Consider the following 18372-nt stretch of genomic DNA (forward strand, 5'->3'; position numbering starts at 1 on the left):
CTACTTCGCTCCTTCTTTTCTAAGTACAACCTTCACGGTCTTGAGCAGGATCTGAATATCTCTCCAGATCGTCCAACCATCCATATATGCAACGTCGAGTTTGACCACTTCGTCAAAATCTGTAATCTCACTGCGTCCGCTCACTTGCCAAAGGCCTGTAATCCCTGGCTTGAAGCTGAGGCGACGTTTTTGGGCTGGCGTATAGTCTTGGTATTCGTCTACCGTTGGAGGACGAGTTCCGACTAGACTCATGTCACCGATCAGAACATTGTAAAATTGTGGCAATTCATCCAGACTGGTCTTACGGATAAAGCGTCCGATTGGTGTTACCCGTGGATCGTTTTCCATCTTAAACATCCCACCTGTCATAGTATTTTGATCCATGAGATCTTTTTTAATCTCTTCGGCATCCACGCGCATGGAGCGGAATTTATAGAAGTTGAAATACCGTCCGTTCTTTCCGACCCGCTTCTGTACAAAGAAGGCAGGTCCGCCATCTTTGCGGATTAGAGGGACCAAAACGATACTCACTAGTCCACAAATCAAGAGACCAAAGAGGGCTCCTGCAATGTCCAAGAGACGTTTGGCAAATACGTGGCTCGGTTTGTAGAAATTGGTTGAGAAAGTGACGACACTTAGTCCCCCGACTTCTCGAACCCGTTTATTGCCCAAAGAAGCGAAGTTAAAGGCATTGAGATTGACCGATACATCGATCCCCATACTCTCAAACTCCGAGACGAAATCACTAATATTGTAGTCCTCACTTGGCAGATTGATAAACACTTCATCCACCACTTCCTTGGTCACAAAGTTCATCATTTGGTCCGGCTGCACCACCCGTACACCCGAATGGGTAAAATCCGTATCGTCCATGACGGTGACACCGATCAATTCCCCATGATAGAGGCTAGGCGAATGCAGAATATCAAATACCTTTTCCATCCGACTGGTCGCTGTGATCAAGAAAATCTTTCGCGAACTCTTCCGCCGCGGTGAAACAGACTTCCGGTATCTCTTAAGCAAGAGATCCATGATATAGACGGAAAACGTATTGAAAAGAAAGAAGTAAATCATCCCCCGACGAGAGATGGAAAAGACCCCATCGAGCATAAAAGAGGTAAAGGTGATCCCAACAGCGAAAAATACGTTGTATTTCAAGACCTGAAAGAGCTCATCTAGATAGCCTCTGCTATAAAAACGATAGGCAACATTGCTAATGTAAAAGGCTACAAAATGCAAGAGATAGAGAATGGCGATCGTCTGTGACGTGTATTCTGCATCCTTAAAAAGACTCACAATGTAAGCTGAAAATAGGACAGCTAAACTTTGAAAGAGAACAATATTTAGTTTTTCCAGTTCAATTCTTTCTTCTCCCATTTTCCCTCAATCCTATTCTTTACTTTTTCCCGTACTCTCCGTAAGATCCATATCCACCATATGAACCATACTCAGCAGCTTTAATGTTGAATTTGTTAAGCACTACTCCCAAGAAAGGTGTGCCTGTTTGTTCTAATTGGTCCTTAGCCTTTTGGACAGCCTTGCGTCCATTGGCACCAGATTCTGTGATCAAGACAGTTCCATCACAGCGTTGGGCGATAATGGCCGCATCAATCACGACCCCGATTGGAGGCGTATCGACAATGATGTAGTCAAAATGCTCACGCAGAGCATCCATCATCACAGTGAAGTTCTTGCTTTGCAAGAGACCTGTTGGGTTTGGCGCGACCTGTCCAGACTCGATGATATCCAAGTTTGGAAAATCAGTCGCATATAAGATTTGGTCCAATTGACTACGACCGGATAAGAAGTCGGTCAAGCCTTGGATCTTAGTACGGCTACGGAAAATCCCTGTCATGACAGAGTTCCGGATGTCACAGTCTACCAAAAGGGTCTTGTAACCCGCACGCGCAAAGGCAACGGCCAAGTTGGTTGAAGTGGTTGATTTCCCTTCATTTTCTTGAACAGATGAGATAGCGATGACTTTTAAGTCCACCCCACTCAATTGAATATTGGTCGCTAGGGCATTGAAGTACTCTTCTGCCTTCCGAACTTCTTGCAATTTGTTTTTTGAAATTTCTAACGTATTCATGCGATCCCCAGTCTACAATTTCTTAATATCTGGCACAATACCAAGCAAGGTTAAGCCCATCAACTCTTCGATATCTTCTGGTCTCTTAACACGATCGTCCAAGACTTCTACTACGACCATGAGAACCACCATGAGGCCTGTTCCAGCAATAAAACCAAGAAGGACATTGCGTCGGATATTTGGTGAAGAAGGTGTTTGAGGCACTTCTGCTTCATCCAAGGTCGTAACATCTGACACCTTGGTCACAGCAATGATCTTTTCAGCTGCTACATTCCGAAGCCCATTGGCAATACGAGCCGCTTCTTTTGGATTTCCGTCCTTAGCCGTGATCGAAAGGATACGAGTATCTGTTGGAACGGATACACTGATCTTTTTGGACAACTCAGCAGGTGTCATATCGAGTTTCAATTCTTCGATGGCTTGACTCAAGACATTTTGAGAAAGAATGATCTCACGGTAGTCCTTAACCAAGTATGAACCAGCCTGCAAATCAGAGTTTGTCAAGGCATTGTTGTCTTGGTTTTGACGACTGACCACATAGATCCGGCTAGTACTTTGGTATTCTTTCTTGGCTAAAAAGGCACTGTAGCCAAATGCTGCAATGGCAAAGACAAGAGCGACCAAAACGATCGAAAACTTGCGTTTCCATAGGGTCTTCAGCATAGCGAAAACATCAATTTCCACTGCTTGATTTTCTTGATTGTTCATTTCCTAATTACTCCTTCATGTGGATCTCTCCACCTGTTTCCTGGTTAGATTAATTCATCCGATAACAAGAGTTCCTGATTGCTGACAAAGAGAGCTTGTGCTCGTTGTTCTCCGTATTCTTCCTTGATTAAGCGATAGGCTTCTGCCATATAAGGCGGCCGTTTATCCACATTGTGCATATCGCTGGCAACAAAGTGGACCAAGTCTTTTTCTAAAAAGTACCGAGCTCGTTTTTTCAGTTGTTTTTGCTCATCCCCAAAGAGGCGAGGCTTGAGAACGCTGGAACTATTGATCTGCATGTAGCAGCCCATGTCAATCATCTCTTGCACACGCTCCTCGTTTTTCTCCAAGCACTTGTAGCGCTCGATATGGGCCACCACCGGTGTCACGCCTAGATGGAGCAAACGGTCCAAGGCCGTATGAATCTCCTTGTAAGGCGTTCCCATACTGAATTCAATCAGCGCAAAGCGCGTCTCAGCTAAACGTGGAATGATCTTGTCTTCCAGTTTTTTCAAGACATCATTGGTAAAGTAGATCTCTGCCCCGTAATGAATCGTTAAATCTGGTGCGACCTCTGCCGCAATTTTTTTCACTTCTTGAAAATTTTCAGAAATCTTTTCTTCGGGAGTTTCAAACATCCCCTTGCGACGATGAGAAGTGGAGATAATGGTCCGTACCCCTTGACGATAGCTTTCTTCCAATAAGGCACGCGTATCTTCTCTTGTCTTTGGTCCATCATCCACATCAAAGACGATGTGCGAGTGGATATCAATCATTTTTCTTTTCCTTCCATTACTTTTTGAATGGTTTCCTTAGCCTTGGTCAAGCTGGCTTGATCCAACTCCATGACATAGAGGTTGTAACCAGGCATAGCATAAGACGGCAAGTCATTTCGTCCTTGACCGGTAATCGCTTGAGATGTCACCTCATAAGAACCACCCGTTTCTAACTGGGTATTGATCAAGTTCATCATAGTCGGCAACTGCATATTGGTTTGGACAGAATCTTGGAGGTTTCCGATAATCTCATTGTAGTTGCTTAAGACCTTGGTAGAGGTCAACTTTTTGATAATGGCCGCAATGACTTTTTCTTGGTTTTTCCCACGATCATTGTCGCCACCTTGGAGAGAGTAGCGTTCTCGGACAAAACCGAGGGCTTGCTCTGAATTCAAATGAACCTTTCCAACTGGGAAATGGAACTTGCCATGAAGGCTCGTGAATTCTTGGTCATTTTCCACATCGATTCCCCCTAGAAGGTCAATCAACTTGAGGAAGGAGGTGAAATTGAGACGAACGTAGTAGTTGAGCTTGATATCATAGAGATTCTCAAGGGTATGGATCGAAGCATCCACTCCGTAGATCCCCGCGTGGGTCAACTTATCATTTTGGTTGTTACCACCATCTGCAATCGGTACATAGGCATCCCGTGGTGTCGTTGTCAATAGGACTTGCTTGGTCTTACGATTGACCGTCATGATGATATTGACATCTGAACGAGAAACCGAGGTTACCGGACCATAGGTATCGATCCCGCTGACATAGATGTTAAAGACATCCGCATTGGCAGACACCTTGCTCGTCGCTGCCACTTCTTTTCGAATCTTGTAGGAATAGATTTTCTTCAACTTCTTCGCATAGTCCGCATCTTCTGCTGCAATGGTATCCTCAAAGGTACTGTTGAGGACCATAGCAGAAGCATTCCCTTCTTGCAGGCTCTTATAAGCATCTAGATAAGTCGGGGCATCCACTACAGAAATTTCCTGACCCTTGGTCTTTTTGATGTTGTCCAAGAGGGCAGTGAGATTGGCTTCGTTATTATTGCCCTTTGGTGCCACCACTTCCTTGATTTCTTTGATATCTTTGATGTCACTGTCTTTCTTGACATAGACAGCCATCTCAAACTCTGTATAGTTAGAGTGGCCGTTGACATTACTGGTCAGATTCAAAAGCTGTTGACTAGCAAACAAAACTCCTGAACTAGTCAATAAGCCGACAAGAAGCAGGACCAAAGTTGTCTTTTTGGCCTGATTTTTGATCACAAACCAAGCTGACAAGAGCAAGAGAAGAGCTAGTAGTGCCATCACGAGAACATTGACATAGCGAAAAGCCAAGATGTTATTGGCCAACATGGTATAGGTCGCCCAACTTGCAGTCATAAGCAAAAAAATAAGCAATACGGAATTAATGATTCGCAATTGCCCCCACTTATGTTCTGAACGACGACTCCGTCTCCTTTGTGACATAAATACCTCCAATTAGTCCTAATCATATTTATTGTAACATATTTTTAGTAAAAAATGCATTAATTATCACTTTTTTGTCCATTATGTACATTTAAAAAGTAAGCGTTTTCTGAAACAGGCGAAATCCCTTGTATACTTATGCAGAGAACCCAAAAAAACCGGGTGAAAAACCCGGTTTTTTGAAGATCCTACAAAAGATCATCTCGTTTGACCTGCTCAAAACTTTCTTTACCGTCATTGAGCTTGTCCCAGATGACGACTTTTCCTTCTTTGAGGGATTTTTGAACATCGATGATCCGCTGGTTAGAAGAGCCACGGAACTGCAACATGAGGTTGCGTTTGGTCTTATCATAGCGGCCATCGACCAGAATATCAATCAGTGAGAGAAGCTCTAGTTTGTCTGGTGTCTCTAGCATCATTTCTTCCCAGGTGTAGCCGGTCCAAGACCAAATGTCTTTGTCGGGCAACTCTTTTCTCACGCGCTTGACCAAGGGCAGAAGGATGCCGGTGTTGAGAAAGGGTTCCCCCCCAAGCAGGGTCAAGCCCTGGACATAGGGTTGGGCCAGATCGGCCATGATCTGCTCTTCTAACTCTTTGGTGTAGGGAATACCTGCATTGAAAGACCAGGTCGCTACATTGTAACAACCCTCACAGTGAAACATGCAGCCTGCTACGTAAAGGGAGTTGCGCACCCCTTCTCCATCCACAAAGTTAAAGGCCTTGTAGTCGATGATGCGTCCTTGACTCAGTTCCTCACTCTTCCATTCGCCTGGTTTAGGTGTATTCCATGTCATCCTTCTACTCCACTTCTATCCAATAACGCTCCGTTCCATTTCGAACATCTTCAAATTGACCGCCATTAGCTAAGATAACCGCTCGACTGGCAGGATTTTCCGCGCTACATGTCACTAGAGCACGATGGATGTTCTTCTCCTTAGCGACTCGCAGACCTTGATGGAGAGCTTCCTTGGCATACCCCTTGCCTCTTTCAGAAGGGCGGATGGAATAACCGATATGACCAGCATAATTCAGCAATCCCTCATTTAGTCTCAACCGTAGATTCAAAAAACCTAAAGCATGACCTGATTCATCAAACAATACGAACTGAATTGATGGAACGCGATTTTCAGGCAAGTTTATTCCCATTTCTTTATTAAGGTTAGTTTCTAGCCACTCCTCATAATCAAAGTTCTCAGCATCCCAAAAGCCGCCGTCGTGGGCCGACTGGGTCTCTTCGAACTCTGCCATCATGTTTAGAATGGTTTCTTTATCTGCTAAAGTTGGTCTACGTAGTTCCATCTTTACCTCCCCCCATACGAGAAAAGCGAGAGCGGACTCTCACTTCACAACATAAACAATCATTTTTAATAAAATGAGTTAATAAATACTGAATCAATAAGGTGACGCTTATTTATTAAACTTTTTTTAGAATCCCGTGGGAAAAATGCCTGAAACTAACAAGTTTCAGGCATCCGGAATTATTGAGACCCTAGGCTCAATAATTAGTCATGGAACTTCTTCGAAGTTCGCTGACGTCCGTACCCACCCAAGGAAAGTCTCAAAAGAGAATTTCATCTTCAATATGAAGCGAGAACTCTCACTTTTATTTTTTCTTAGCCTTTTTTAGAAATTGTTCTCTCAGGCTGGCTACTCGGTCTTTTTTATTGATTCCACCCTTTGAATGCTTCTCGTGGAATCGTTGAACCTGAGCCTTGCCTTTATCATCTAATTGGTATTTTCCCATAATGTCCTTTTCTAATCTGTCACTTGGTGTCCAGCTGATTTGATAGTGGATCCATTCATGTGTTTGACCCGTGCAGCGATTTCCTTATGACGGCCATTGACCATCGGACGAGCTTGCGGGTTTCCTAGATAACCACAGGTCCGTTTGACCACATCAACCGTTTTCGGATCGCTATTACCACAGTTTGGACAAGCAAATCCGCGCTCAGTCGGCGTGAAATCTCCTTCAAAATCACACTTGTAACAACGGTCAATCGGCGTATTGGTTCCGAGATAACCGACCCGGTCATAGGCATAATCCCAAACCGCTTCAAGGGCTTTTGGATTTTGTTGGAGCACAGGGTATTCACAATAGTGGATAAAGCCACCAGACGCACCTGCTTCAGGATAAACTTTCTCAAAATCCAACTTCTCAAATGGCGTTGGGTTCTTACGAACATCGTAGTGGAAACTATTGGTGTAGTATTCCTTGTCTGTGATATCCGGAACCTTACCAAATTTCTCCGTATCTAGGCGACAGAAGCGGTCTGTCAAGCTTTCTGACGGTGTCGAATAGATGGAGAAGTGGTAATCATACTGGTCAGACCATTCTTCCACGCGCGCTTTCATATCCTTGATGATATCGATCGTGAATTGTTTGGCTTCTGGATTGTGTTCCCAATTTGGACCATAAAAGACGGTTGCGACTTCATAGAGTCCGATATAGCCAAGAGAAACGGTTGCTCTGCGATGACGGAAGAGCTGATCTACCTGGTCATACTTGCCCAAGTGTTTCCCGAAAGCCCCATATTGGTAGAGAATCGGCGCATTGGCTGGTGTCGCTTCTTTGGTACGTTCCACGCGGTAAACCAAGGCATCTTCAGCAATATTCATCCGTTCATTAAAGATTTGCCAGAACTTCTCCTTGTCTCCGCCTGATTCCAAGGCAATCCGAGGTAAATTGACTGTCACAACTCCGAGGTTCATCCGGCCAGAATTAACTTCCACACCATTTTCATCTTTCCAACCTTGAAGGAAAGAACGACATCCCATCGGTACCTTGAAGGAGCCTGTCAACTCGACAATCTTGTCATAAGACAAAACGTCCGGATACATGCGCTTCGTCGCACATTCCAAGGCCAATTGCTTGATATCATAGTTGGGCGTTCCAGGTTCCAAGTTAAGCCCCCGCTTGAGGGTAAAGATCAGTTTTGGAAAGATAGCTGTCCGATGTTCCGATCCAAGACCCTTAATCCGAATTTCCAGAATCGCCTTTTGGATTTCCCGTTCGAAGCGATTGGTCCCAAGACCAAAACCAAGCGAAGTAAAGGGAGTTTGTCCGTTCGAGGTAAAGAGCGTATTGATCTCATATTCCAGCGATTGCATGGCATCATAGATATCTTTTTGAGTCTTGCTCCAAGCATAGTCCTCTTGCTTTTCAGGAAGCACCCACTCTTTGGCATCTGCCAAGTGTTTTTGGTAGTTCTTTTCTGCATAAGGGGCCAAGACTTCATCGATCCGGTCAGCTGAGCACCCCCCGTACTGACTAGAAGCTACATTGGCAATAATCTGCGAGATTTGAGCCGTTGCAGTTTGGATGGACTTAGGACTTTCTACTTCTGCATTCCCAATCTTAAAGCCATTTCTGAGCATGCCTTCAAAATCAATCAAACAGCAGTTGGTCATTGGTGTATAAGGACTATAGTCCAAATCATGGTAGTGGATGTCCCCTTTTTGGTGGGCATTGGCTACGTGTTTGGGCAACATTTTGAGACCAATAGACTTACCAACGATCCCCGCCGTCAAGTCCCGTTGCGTATTAAAGACATCGCTGTCCTTATTAGCATTTTCATTGACAACCGCTTGGTCCTTGTTGAGGAGTTTTCCAATCGTAAAGTTGATATCCGTCGCTTTTGAGCGCTCAAAATCCCGCTGCGTCCGATAAGTAATGTAGCTCTCAGCAATCGCATATTCATTGGCTTGAAGCAATTCATGTTCGACCACATTTTGGATCTCATAAATCTTCACACCATTTGGAAAACGTTCCAAAATCTCTGCGATCACACGATCGACAATGGCTTCTAGTTTGGCTTCCATCACTGGAGTGAGAGAAGTCACTTCTTCTGTCGCCTTCAACAAGGCTTTATAAATTTTTTCAACATCGAATTGAACACGACGGCCATCTCGTTTTTCAACAAAAATATCCGGGGCCATTCTCAGTTTTTCTTCTCTCAAGGTGATCATACCAAACATGCCTCTCTTCATTTATTTACATACAAGTTGTATTATACCACTCCAAAAATAAAAATCAATATCTTGTGGTGAAAATTCTAAAAAACTTTCTAAAACACAAGATATTGATTTTCTTAAGAGCGTTGATAGAGTTTGAAATGACGGTATTTCTTCTCAACTAGACGATAATTTTCTTTGAGCAAGTCCTTCATATTGGAGGTCAACTCTACCTGATTGTTGACCACAATATACTTAGGTTCAGACCGATCGATTTGTTGGATCACATTGGTCCGATTTTCATTAATTCCCAGATAAGACGTCGGAGTCAATAAGGCAGAAGCTGCCAAACGATCGCTATCTTGATAGAGAGTAGCTGTCGTATCCCAAGCATAAATGGTATCTTTCGACTTGGTGTGATTTTTAATGTAGCTGGCAATAGCGCTCCGTTCACTGGATTGACCAGACTGAAGCACGACATCTTGAACCACTGGATTCGCCAAGAGATAGACGAGGGCTACTAGCGGTAAGAAAACTTGGCTCGTAAAGTAAGCGGCCCAAACTTCCTTATTTTTCTTCTTCCGACCACGACGTTCGATCCCATCGTTTTCTTCCCCATCTCGTGAGAACCAGATCGCAAACAAAGGAAGAACAAATGGCAACATCGGTAACAATTGGTAAGCTCCCTGTTCAGGAAGACCAATCGACACAATGAGGACTACCAGGCTACCTGCCCATCCCATAAAGCGGAAGATCCGTCGAGCACTGCTATTTTGCTTCGTAAAGGACATTAAAAAGGCAGAGACTAGGCCAAAGGCAAGCGCCAACAGTCCATAATAAATGGCATTACTGAAGGTTTGTCCATTGCTAAAATTCAAGGCATTAAAGACATAGGTTACTTGGTTAATGGCATAGCCAAAAGTCTGATTCCAAACGGTGATATAGCCAATTGGATAAAAGACAAGTGAAAAACCAAGGAGAGCTGCCAGCAGTTGATAAAAGCCACGCGCCCATCTCTTCCGCTTGATATTAAAGGCTGTTAATCCAAGGAAGGCCAACAAATAAAACAGGGCACTGGTCATCGGATCAATCAAGAAAGCCACAGCAGCAATCGCACCATAAAGGATAAAGCCTTCATCCTTACGATGCCCAATCAAATAAGCCAAAATGAAATTCATGCTGGCAAATAGGATTGGAAGGCTAAAGAAGGTCACATAAGTCCCTCCAAAACCAAGGCCTAGCACCAAGAAATAAAAGAGCAACTGGACATTCTTCGCTGTATCTTTATCAGACACCAGCAAGCGCACAACCCGATAGAGGTAAGTACCCGCAAAGAAGAGGGCAATCGCTTGAAGGATCATCAAGATCCAATGTCCACCAGCTAAACTTCCCAACCAGTTGATTGCATAATAGAGCAGACCATTGGTTCCGTAAAAATCACCAAACGGTACTTGACCCTTGGTCATTGCCCAGCCAGCATACAAGTTTTGAGATTGTTGATTGGTTGCAAAACGGGTTAAAAATGGCACCCCGACATGCAGTAAACTAATCAAGAGACTCAACACAAAAGGAATCGCTAGGGGCACTGGACGCTTGGATTGACGACGGATCGGCTCAACTGCCACATCTGCTTCTAGCTCTTCCGTATTCTCTTCTACCTTAGATGCTTCCGCTTTTGCCGCTTCAACTCCCGCCTTACGCGAACGACGACTCATCCGACTGAGCGTTTGCTCCGCTTCCTGTTCAGATTCTTGTGTAGGTTCTGCTACTGCTTCTGGCTTGGCATCACTAATTTCCTCTGATGCCTCCATTGCAACCGGCTCCTCCAAGACTTCTGCCTGCTGGCTATGAGTCGGCTCTTCTTCACGAAAGACTGATTTATCTAGCACTTCGCGAATTTCACGTGTATCCTGAAAACTGTCTCCCACGTGAAGCCCTAACTTTTTCGAAGTCATTTCTTGCTCTTTTTCGCTCATTCTTTTTCCTTTTCTTCGCTATTCCTCTGCTCTTTCCTTTTAGAAAAAAGCCCATTATCTTCTCTAGTATACCAAATTCTGCCGACCATGTCAGCCTCTTGCCACATAGTCCTATGGAAAAAGAGTCAGGCATCTCGATTCCTGACTCTGATTTTCGTTTTTATACATTTACAACATCGGTGCGAACAATTGCATAATTTCCTTGATTAAGCTTTGGTGCCATGTAAAGCGGAAGGTATCCTCTGTAATTTCTTGAGACACTTCAAAGATATGGTCAAAGTCCTCACGAATCTTTTTCAAGGCAGGCGTCCGATACATCCAGACAGCATTTTCATAGTGATGGACCAAACTGCGGTAATCAAAGTTAATCGACCCTACAACCGCCATTTCATCATCGGCAAGAACTTGCTTACTGTGGACAAAACCAGGTGTGTACTCATAGATTTTCACACCAGCGTCCATCAGATCCAAGTATGCCCCACGGGTTACGATTTGGATCAATTTTTTATCCGGAATATACGGGGTCACGATGCGAACATCCACCCCACGAAGGGCCGCATTGCGGATATCTTCTGTCAAATCATAATCGATGATCAAGTAAGGAGTCGTGATATAGACGTAATCCGTCGCCTGGTTAATCATATTTTGATAGACTGTCTTTCCAACCTGCGACTTGTAAATCGGTTTTGGTCCACTCCCATAGGGAATGTAGAGCCCTTCTCCTTCGACCGCCTTATTTTCAATATGGTAGCGGTCAAAATCCTCGATTTCCCCACGGTTGATGTACCAGTTCATGAGGAAGAGTCGCGTTAAGGCCTTAACAGCTCGTCCATCTAAACGAATGGCACTGTCCTTCCAGTGACCAAACCGCTCAATGTGGTTGATGTACTCGTCTGCCAAATTGACACCACCCGTATAGCCGATCTGGCCATCAATGACCAAGATCTTACGGTGGTCTCGGTTGTTATAAGCCACTGTTAGACGGGGGATCACCTTGTTAAACTTATGGGCATCAATCCCCATCTTTCGCAATCGTTTGGTATAGTTCCCAGCCAAGGTTGCCATACAGCCGATGTCGTCATAAAGGAGTTTGACTTCGACCCCCTCTTTCACTTTCTGCTCTAAAATCTCTAGGATACTGTTCCACATCAAGCCCTCGTCAATGATGTAAAACTCGATGAAGATAAATTTTTTCGCTGCTTTTAGATCCTCAAGTAATTGCTCATACATGTCCTCCCCTAAAGGGTAAAAGGTCGATGCCGTCCCATTATAGAGATCCGCATTGTGGTCCATGGATAAAATCGACTTGACCAAGCCATAAACCGCTTTGCTTTCTTGCTTGAGCTCCTTACGCAACTGATGACTATTGTCCTCTCGAAACTTCATGGACTCCATATTTTTCAGCTGGATCATTTCCTTTTTGGACAAACGCCGCTCGCCAAACATGAGGTATAAAAGCGATCCAAAGACAGGAATGACGGCAATTAAGAGCCAGGTCACCTTATTTTCAGGCGGGGTATTTCGATTAACAATAGCTAAGATTGTCGACACATATAAGAGCCCAATGACTGCAACAGATAGCCAATGAGGGAACCATCTATTGAGCCAAAAGAAGGCCGCAAAGGATGCCCATAGTTCAAAGCCCATAAACAAAATACTAAATCCATATTTGGACATTAATAGACGTAATTTTCTAAAGGTCACAGCATCCTCCTTGTTTCTTTCTACTAGTATACCAATTCTTTTTACCCGTTGCAACGACCAACCAAGCCCCTTCTAGACAAACAAAAAGAGAGTGGGACAGAAGTCCTAGCCTCTCAATTATTTTTGGATTGTCGAGCAAGACGCAGTGGTTGAGTGGGCTCTACTACGCTGATTTCATCAGCTTTTACAGCCCTACTCAACTGTGCGGAGGTGGGACGACGAAATCGAATTCTAACGAATTACCTATTTCTGTCCCACTCTCTTTTGTTTCGTCCCTTATTGCTTGGTCAAAACGATAATCCCTTGATCATCCTCTGCTTGCTCCAGGTCTTCTAGCGACAACTGATCTCCTTCGATCCGATAGCGATAAGGCTCATCCCCGATACGCATGGATTGATTGACCGGATCAATGCTGACCTCTTTGGTCTCTTCTTCTCCATCAGCATCTTGCACCGTAAACGTGCCTTTTTGACCCGTCACAACTAAGAGGATCGTATTTTCCTCGTCCTGTCCACGATAACTGCCATCTATGGACACCCCTTGCTCTGACTTTTCACTGGTCGAAGCCACTGTCTCAGATGAATGTGAGCTAGCGCTACTTGAGGCTTTTGGCGTTTGTTCTTGCTGGCTACAAGCAGTCAGGAAAAGGGCTACTGCCAAGGTCAGTATAGACATGATTTTTTTCATTAAGATCGGCTCCTTTCGCCATAACCGTATACTATCTACCACCAGTATACGCCAAGAAAGTCTTTAGGTCAATTGTTTACCCCTCTAATAAAAATGCCCTTACTTCCGAAATAAAATACAAGGATCCTGTGACAAATAAGACTTCATCTGGGTAACTCTGATCCATAAATTCTTTGATATAGGCCTTGTAGTCTGCTACATAGGGCAGGTCTTGTCGGTCGCCTTGTGCCACCACTTCTCCGTAATGGAAGGTCGTCAAAATCAATTCAGCTTCTGGCAATCCCGCTTGAAGCGTTTGGAGCATCCCGCTATAATCTTTTCGCTTGAGGGCCCCAAATAAAATCTTCACGCGCTTTCCTGCTAAGCTATTGGCAAACTCGATCAAGCGCAACATAGCATGAGGATTATGAGCGCCATCCAGATACACCTGGTCACCAAACAACTCTAGACGTCCCGGCCACCGCGTTTCTTGCAAGGCGTGCTTGACCTGCTCCATATCCACTTCTTCATCTAGGCCCTCCATATAGAGGAAAAAGGCCTCCAGAGCTACTGCAGCATTTTCCCGTTGGTAATCACCCTTCAAGCTTAGAGACGGCAAGACAAGTTCCACGCTTTCATTCCAAAAGCGATCCTGCTCTATGCCAAAATCTTTCTGGAAGGCGTGGAGACCCACAGCCAATTGCTCCGCTTTTTCTTGACAAACAGCTACAGCATCATCCGACAAGGGACCCACCACAGCTTTCTTGCCCTTCTTAAAGATTCCTGCCTTTTGCTGGGCGATTTCCGCAATCGTCCCTCCCAGTGTTTCTTGGTGATCGAGACCAACCGAAGTGATCACTGCGATCTCTCCCGTCACTACGTTGGTGGTATCTAGAAGCCCACCGATACCAACTTCCAATAAGACCACGTCCACAGCTTGTTCCTTAAAATACAAGAGGGCCATGAGGCAGATAATCTCAAAATAAGAGAGTTGGTCCTGGGTTTGAAGCAAGGTCTGCTCCATTTGTTGGACTTCTTGGCCAATCCGAGTAAAATCTTCATCTGAAATCGGCTGATCCCCAATACAAATCCGATCATGGATACTGATCATATGAGGAGAAGTAAAGGTCCCAACCTTCTTCCCATGAGCCATCAACAATTGACGCAGAAAGGCGATTGTGGATCCCTTCCCATTGGTTCCTGTCACATGAAGGATCGGATAAGCCTTATCCGGTCTTCCTAAAAGGCTCACTGCCTTCTCCATACGATCCAGTCCCGATCGAAAATTCAGACCGATCCGACTATTCATCCATTGCTCAATCTTATTCACATCTTCCTCCTAAAAGAAAAAAGCGACAAAACCTCTTCTGACGTTTGCGCTCCTTTCTTTTGTAGTTATTTCTTTCTCATTTTTACAGCAAGTCCATCGGACTTACCAACTCTTTCTAGTTTCTAGGAGTTGAGGTAAAAACATCCACTGGATGTTTTTACTCCTCCATAAAGCTGTTGAAGACTTCTTCGATCATATCCCATTCTGCATCTGAGTCTTCTGGGATTGGTTGAAGGTCGCCTTCTGTTCCGTCTTCGTTTTCTGTAAATGAATAAGCTTGGATTTCAACTTCGCCGTTTTCATCTTCTTCTGCATTTGCAGGGATCAAAAGGACATAGTTCTTTCCAAATTCTTCTTTGCCATCAATGGTCAAAAGAATTTCAAACAAGGTTTCATTTCCTTGTTCGTCCACCAATGTGATTAATTCACGTTCTTCATGGTCGTGGTTATGATCATGTGCCATACTATTCTTCCTCGTTTTCTTTCTAAAAATTGCGATCTAAATAATTTTGTAAAATAAGCTGCGCTGCTAACTTATCAATAACTTTTTTACGTTTGCTACGGCTAATATCTGCTTGCTCAATCAACATCCGCTCTGCAGCAACTGTTGTCAACCGTTCATCTTGGTAGTCGACTGGCAACCCAAACTTTTCAGCAATCATGGCGCCATAAGCCTGACTGGCTTCCACACGCGGTCCGCTGGTGTTGTTCATGTTTTTCGGCAAGCCCACAACAAAACGGTCCACCTTGTATTGAGCCACTAATTCAGCTAAGCGCTCCAAACCGAATTCTTTTTTATCTTCATCGATTTGGATGATTTCAAGACCCTGAGCTGTAAAGCCGAGAGGATCACTCACAGCAACCCCAACGGTCTTTGAGCCAACATCCAATCCCATAATTCTCATTAGAGGTCTATTCCTTGCCCTTTCAAATAATAACGTACCAATTCTTCCACGATCTCATCTCGTTCATATTTACGAATTTGGTTCCGTGCATTATTATAACGAGGTACATAGGCAGGATCACCACTGAGTACGTATCCTACGATTTGATTAATTGGATTGTAGCCTTTTTCATCCAGTGACAAGTAAACATCTTTCAAGGTCTCGCTAATTTCCTTACGATTTGAATCATCAAGATTAAAACGTACTGTTTCATCTGTAAATCCCACAAGAACACCCTCTTTCCTTAGAATATTACTATTATACCATAATTAAGAGTTTTCCACAACGGCCAAGCCCTTGATTTTACGGCTTTTTCAAGCATTTTTGAGCTATTTTAGCTAAACTGTTTTTTATTTTTGCTCACTTGCTCCAGCATTGATAAGATTATCCGCAAATTGACTCGGTGTCAGCTTCAACAACTCTGGTAAGTGATTGTTTTTGAAGTAAGTCATGCCTTCGGCCTTCTTCACATCCATCGCTTCAAAATCATAGGTAATGGTTACCTTGTATTCATTCTCATTTTCCAAGGTTAAATCAGCTGTGAAACCTGGCACTGTCAAAGCTTCCTTAAAGGCATCGTCCTTGTTAAAGGATTCTCTCAATTGCTTTTGCGCTTCCTCTATTCCAACCTGTTGGATCCCTTTTTTCAACTCCTCATCGGTTGCCGTCACATTGATGGTCTCCAACTTTTTAAAGGTATTCCCCACATAGGTGACGATTTGCGTCTGTTGTGTCCCCTTGTCATCTTTTGGAAAGACAAAGGTTCTAGTGATGACTTTATTTTCTTCAGCTTTTTGCAGGATACTCTTATTATCCTTTTGCAGTTGCTCTGCTTTTGCTTGGATTGCCTTTTGTTCACTTGAATTTGGCGTTTTCGCTTGTTTTTTTTGACCGCATCCCGTCAAACACAAGGCAAGCGCACCCAATAAGAAGATTTTCCTTTTCATTTTCCATTCCTTACTAGTTATTGTTTTCTAAAATATTGTATCATAGATTTCGTAAAATGGCGCAGTAAACTGCTTTTCATTCCGATTTTTAACAAGAAAAAATCAGAAACAAATTGTTTCTGATTTTCAATCGCTTTAAAGAGCTGCACGCATCCGCGCTTCTGCATTTTCTACATTTCGAACTGATCGTGGCAAGAAGGCACGAATATCATCTTCTTTGTAGCCCACTTGGAGACGTTTGTCATCTACCAAGATCGGACTTTTAAGAATACGAGGTGTTTCCATGATGATGTCAATGACTTCATTGACACTCAAGTCTTCGATGTCCACTCCTAGATTTTTAGCGTATCGATTTTTTGAAGAGACAATACTTGCCACTCCATTTTCAGTCTTTGTAAGGATATCCAATAATTCTTCTTTGGTGATTCCTTCCTTACCGAGGTTTTGTTCTTTATAAGTTAGCTGGTGAGCGTTGAGCCAAGTCTTTGCTTTTTTACAGCTGGTGCAACTTGACACTGTATAAATTTTAATCATGCATGCACTCCTTTCGCTACACGATAATACTATCGTATTAAATTATAACACAAAAACCATCAGTCTAGCGACCTATTTTGAAAAAAATTAATCTTCAATTTCAATCGCGTCATCTAAATCTAGAGTTACTTCTTCTACGACAGGAGCTGCTTCTTCAGTTTTATCAGGGGTTTTCACTGCTTCGTCTTCTTCGATCAAACCAAAATGAACCCGAACCTTGTGGTCGATTTCGTCAAAAATTTCTGGGTGGTCAGCCAAGAATTTCTTAGCATTTTCAGATCCTTGACCAATTTTTTCGCCATTATATGAGTACCACGCGCCCGCTTTTTGGATGATATCCAAATCTGTTGCAATCTTCACCAATTCACCTGTACGTGAAATTCCTTCCCCATACATGATTTCGACCATGGCTTCTTTAAACGGTGGAGCTACCTTGTTCTTCACAACCTTGATCTTGGTTTCCTTACCAACGTTGGTATCTTTTTGGTCCCCAGTCCCCTTGATTTGAGTGTTTCCACGAACATCTAAACGGACAGAAGCGTAGAATTTAAGGGCACGACCACCAGGTGTGGTTTCAGGGTTCCCAAACATGACCCCAACTTTTTCACGCAATTGGTTGATAAAGATGGCAATGGTCTTGGTCTTATTGATCGAAGCTCCGAGTTTACGCATCGCTTGGCTCATCATCCGCGCTTGCAAACCAACGTGGCTATCCCCGATATCTCCATCGATTTCCGCACGAGGTACCAAGGCCGCAACAGAGTCGACAACCACCAAATCAACCGCACCAGAGTCGATCAATTTACCAGCAATTTCAAGTCCTTGTTCCCCTGAGTCTGGTTGAGACAAGAGAAGTTCGTCGATATTGACCCCAAGAGCTGCTGCATAAGATGGATCCAAGGCATGCTCCGCATCGATAAAGGCAGCAATGCCTCCTTCTTTCTGTGCTTGCGCTACTGCATGGAGGGCAACGGTTGTTTTACCAGATGATTCTGGACCATAGATTTCGATGATCCGACCTTTTGGATAACCACCAGCACCCAAGGCAATATCAAGCGCCAAGGAACCAGAGCTCATGACTTGTACTTTTTGCTCTGCACGTTCGCCCAGACGCATGATCGATCCCTTACCAAAGTCTTTTTCGATCAACTTCAGGGCATCATTGAGCGCTTTTTCACGCTCATCTCCAAATTTCTTAGAGATATCATCTAATTTTTTCTGTTTTTTCGCCATTCTTTTCTCCTATTTTTTACTATACAGGAAATGCATGCAACTCACCGA

The 18372-nt window shown here is 43.8% G+C and carries 19 protein-coding genes; all 19 read right to left on the bottom strand.

Features of this window, described 5'->3' with window-relative positions; translation table 11 throughout:
- Complete coding sequence (locus GMC92_RS08760) at window positions 1–1377, bottom strand: sugar transferase (RefSeq protein WP_155200186.1); 1377 nt, start codon at window positions 1375–1377, stop codon at window positions 1–3.
- 19 nt (window positions 1378–1396) lie between these two features.
- Window positions 1397–2089: a tyrosine-protein kinase gene (locus GMC92_RS08765; RefSeq protein ID WP_070506022.1), complete on the bottom strand. Its 693-nt coding sequence runs from the start codon at window positions 2087–2089 to the stop codon at window positions 1397–1399.
- A gap of 12 nt (window positions 2090–2101) precedes the next feature.
- On the bottom strand, window positions 2102–2797 hold the full coding sequence (locus GMC92_RS08770; protein ID WP_155200187.1) for a Wzz/FepE/Etk N-terminal domain-containing protein: 696 nt from the start codon (window positions 2795–2797) through the stop codon (window positions 2102–2104).
- A 44-nt stretch (window positions 2798–2841) separates the two neighbouring features.
- A complete protein-coding gene (gene cps4B / locus GMC92_RS08775) occupies window positions 2842–3573 on the bottom strand; it encodes a capsular polysaccharide biosynthesis protein Cps4B (RefSeq protein WP_155200188.1) in 732 nt (243 codons plus the stop codon).
- On the bottom strand, window positions 3570–5039 hold the full coding sequence (gene cpsA, locus GMC92_RS08780) for an LCP family glycopolymer transferase CpsA (protein WP_155200189.1): 1470 nt from the start codon (window positions 5037–5039) through the stop codon (window positions 3570–3572). Before cpsA ends, cps4B begins: the two co-directional genes overlap by 4 nt.
- A gap of 188 nt (window positions 5040–5227) precedes the next feature.
- Window positions 5228–5833, bottom strand: a complete 606-nt coding sequence (gene nrdG, locus GMC92_RS08785) for an anaerobic ribonucleoside-triphosphate reductase activating protein (protein WP_155200190.1) — start codon at window positions 5831–5833, stop codon at window positions 5228–5230.
- A 4-nt stretch (window positions 5834–5837) separates the two neighbouring features.
- Window positions 5838–6338: a GNAT family N-acetyltransferase gene (locus GMC92_RS08790; protein ID WP_155200191.1), complete on the bottom strand. Its 501-nt coding sequence runs from the start codon at window positions 6336–6338 to the stop codon at window positions 5838–5840.
- A gap of 304 nt (window positions 6339–6642) precedes the next feature.
- Window positions 6643–6783, bottom strand: a complete 141-nt coding sequence (locus GMC92_RS08795; protein ID WP_024055167.1) for a hypothetical protein — start codon at window positions 6781–6783, stop codon at window positions 6643–6645.
- Window positions 6784–6794: 11 nt separating this feature from the next.
- Complete coding sequence (gene nrdD, locus GMC92_RS08800; protein ID WP_049486300.1) at window positions 6795–9005, bottom strand: anaerobic ribonucleoside-triphosphate reductase; 2211 nt, start codon at window positions 9003–9005, stop codon at window positions 6795–6797.
- 122 nt (window positions 9006–9127) lie between these two features.
- A complete protein-coding gene (locus GMC92_RS08805; protein WP_155200192.1) occupies window positions 9128–10966 on the bottom strand; it encodes an MFS transporter in 1839 nt (612 codons plus the stop codon).
- Window positions 10967–11134: 168 nt separating this feature from the next.
- Window positions 11135–12670 carry a cardiolipin synthase gene (cls, locus tag GMC92_RS08810; protein WP_338324054.1) on the bottom strand — a complete coding sequence of 512 codons (1536 nt, stop codon included), beginning with the start codon at window positions 12668–12670 and terminating at the stop codon, window positions 11135–11137.
- Window positions 12671–12946: 276 nt separating this feature from the next.
- Window positions 12947–13357: an SP_0198 family lipoprotein gene (locus tag GMC92_RS08820; protein ID WP_024055234.1), complete on the bottom strand. Its 411-nt coding sequence runs from the start codon at window positions 13355–13357 to the stop codon at window positions 12947–12949.
- Between the two features lie 76 nt (window positions 13358–13433).
- The gene (locus GMC92_RS08825) at window positions 13434–14666 is read right to left on the bottom strand and encodes a bifunctional folylpolyglutamate synthase/dihydrofolate synthase (RefSeq protein WP_338324055.1); all 1233 of its coding nucleotides are present in this window, start codon (window positions 14664–14666) and stop codon (window positions 13434–13436) included.
- A 157-nt stretch (window positions 14667–14823) separates the two neighbouring features.
- Window positions 14824–15129, bottom strand: a complete 306-nt coding sequence (locus GMC92_RS08830) for a DUF1292 domain-containing protein (protein ID WP_003001941.1) — start codon at window positions 15127–15129, stop codon at window positions 14824–14826.
- Between the two features lie 22 nt (window positions 15130–15151).
- Window positions 15152–15571, bottom strand: a complete 420-nt coding sequence (ruvX, locus tag GMC92_RS08835; RefSeq protein ID WP_023919889.1) for a Holliday junction resolvase RuvX — start codon at window positions 15569–15571, stop codon at window positions 15152–15154.
- A complete protein-coding gene (locus tag GMC92_RS08840) occupies window positions 15571–15837 on the bottom strand; it encodes an IreB family regulatory phosphoprotein (protein WP_003002070.1) in 267 nt (88 codons plus the stop codon). The genes ruvX and GMC92_RS08840 overlap by 1 nt, the downstream gene beginning before the upstream one ends.
- A 123-nt stretch (window positions 15838–15960) precedes the next feature.
- Complete coding sequence (locus GMC92_RS08845; RefSeq protein ID WP_118096155.1) at window positions 15961–16557, bottom strand: SP0191 family lipoprotein; 597 nt, start codon at window positions 16555–16557, stop codon at window positions 15961–15963.
- A 135-nt stretch (window positions 16558–16692) separates the two neighbouring features.
- The gene (spx, locus tag GMC92_RS08850; protein ID WP_003009108.1) at window positions 16693–17091 is read right to left on the bottom strand and encodes a transcriptional regulator Spx; all 399 of its coding nucleotides are present in this window, start codon (window positions 17089–17091) and stop codon (window positions 16693–16695) included.
- A gap of 87 nt (window positions 17092–17178) precedes the next feature.
- Window positions 17179–18324 carry a recombinase RecA gene (gene recA, locus GMC92_RS08855; RefSeq protein ID WP_155200193.1) on the bottom strand — a complete coding sequence of 382 codons (1146 nt, stop codon included), beginning with the start codon at window positions 18322–18324 and terminating at the stop codon, window positions 17179–17181.
- Between the last annotated feature and the right edge of the window lie 48 nt (window positions 18325–18372).

This window comes from Streptococcus parasanguinis (genome assembly GCF_009717775.1).
GTDB classification, from domain to species: domain Bacteria; phylum Bacillota; class Bacilli; order Lactobacillales; family Streptococcaceae; genus Streptococcus; species Streptococcus parasanguinis_AG.

What these genes read in the sequence shown, in the direction of transcription:
- GMC92_RS08760 (WP_155200186.1), bottom strand. Translation starts at nt 1,377, where the DNA reads ATGGGAGAAGAAAGAATTGAACTGGAAAAACTAAATATTGTTCTCTTT.
- GMC92_RS08765 (WP_070506022.1), bottom strand. Translation starts at nt 2,089, where the DNA reads ATGAATACGTTAGAAATTTCAAAAAACAAATTGCAAGAAGTTCGGAAG.
- GMC92_RS08770 (WP_155200187.1), bottom strand. Translation starts at nt 2,797, where the DNA reads ATGAACAATCAAGAAAATCAAGCAGTGGAAATTGATGTTTTCGCTATG.
- cps4B (WP_155200188.1), bottom strand. Translation starts at nt 3,573, where the DNA reads ATGATTGATATCCACTCGCACATCGTCTTTGATGTGGATGATGGACCA.
- cpsA (WP_155200189.1), bottom strand. Translation starts at nt 5,039, where the DNA reads ATGTCACAAAGGAGACGGAGTCGTCGTTCAGAACATAAGTGGGGGCAA.
- nrdG (WP_155200190.1), bottom strand. Translation starts at nt 5,833, where the DNA reads ATGACATGGAATACACCTAAACCAGGCGAATGGAAGAGTGAGGAACTG.
- GMC92_RS08790 (WP_155200191.1), bottom strand. Translation starts at nt 6,338, where the DNA reads ATGGAACTACGTAGACCAACTTTAGCAGATAAAGAAACCATTCTAAAC.
- GMC92_RS08795 (WP_024055167.1), bottom strand. Translation starts at nt 6,783, where the DNA reads ATGGGAAAATACCAATTAGATGATAAAGGCAAGGCTCAGGTTCAACGA.
- nrdD (WP_049486300.1), bottom strand. Translation starts at nt 9,005, where the DNA reads ATGATCACCTTGAGAGAAGAAAAACTGAGAATGGCCCCGGATATTTTT.
- GMC92_RS08805 (WP_155200192.1), bottom strand. Translation starts at nt 10,966, where the DNA reads ATGAGCGAAAAAGAGCAAGAAATGACTTCGAAAAAGTTAGGGCTTCAC.
- GMC92_RS08820 (WP_024055234.1), bottom strand. Translation starts at nt 13,357, where the DNA reads ATGAAAAAAATCATGTCTATACTGACCTTGGCAGTAGCCCTTTTCCTG.
- GMC92_RS08830 (WP_003001941.1), bottom strand. Translation starts at nt 15,129, where the DNA reads ATGGCACATGATCATAACCACGACCATGAAGAACGTGAATTAATCACA.
- ruvX (WP_023919889.1), bottom strand. Translation starts at nt 15,571, where the DNA reads ATGAGAATTATGGGATTGGATGTTGGCTCAAAGACCGTTGGGGTTGCT.
- GMC92_RS08845 (WP_118096155.1), bottom strand. Translation starts at nt 16,557, where the DNA reads ATGAAAAGGAAAATCTTCTTATTGGGTGCGCTTGCCTTGTGTTTGACG.
- spx (WP_003009108.1), bottom strand. Translation starts at nt 17,091, where the DNA reads ATGATTAAAATTTATACAGTGTCAAGTTGCACCAGCTGTAAAAAAGCA.
- recA (WP_155200193.1), bottom strand. Translation starts at nt 18,324, where the DNA reads ATGGCGAAAAAACAGAAAAAATTAGATGATATCTCTAAGAAATTTGGA.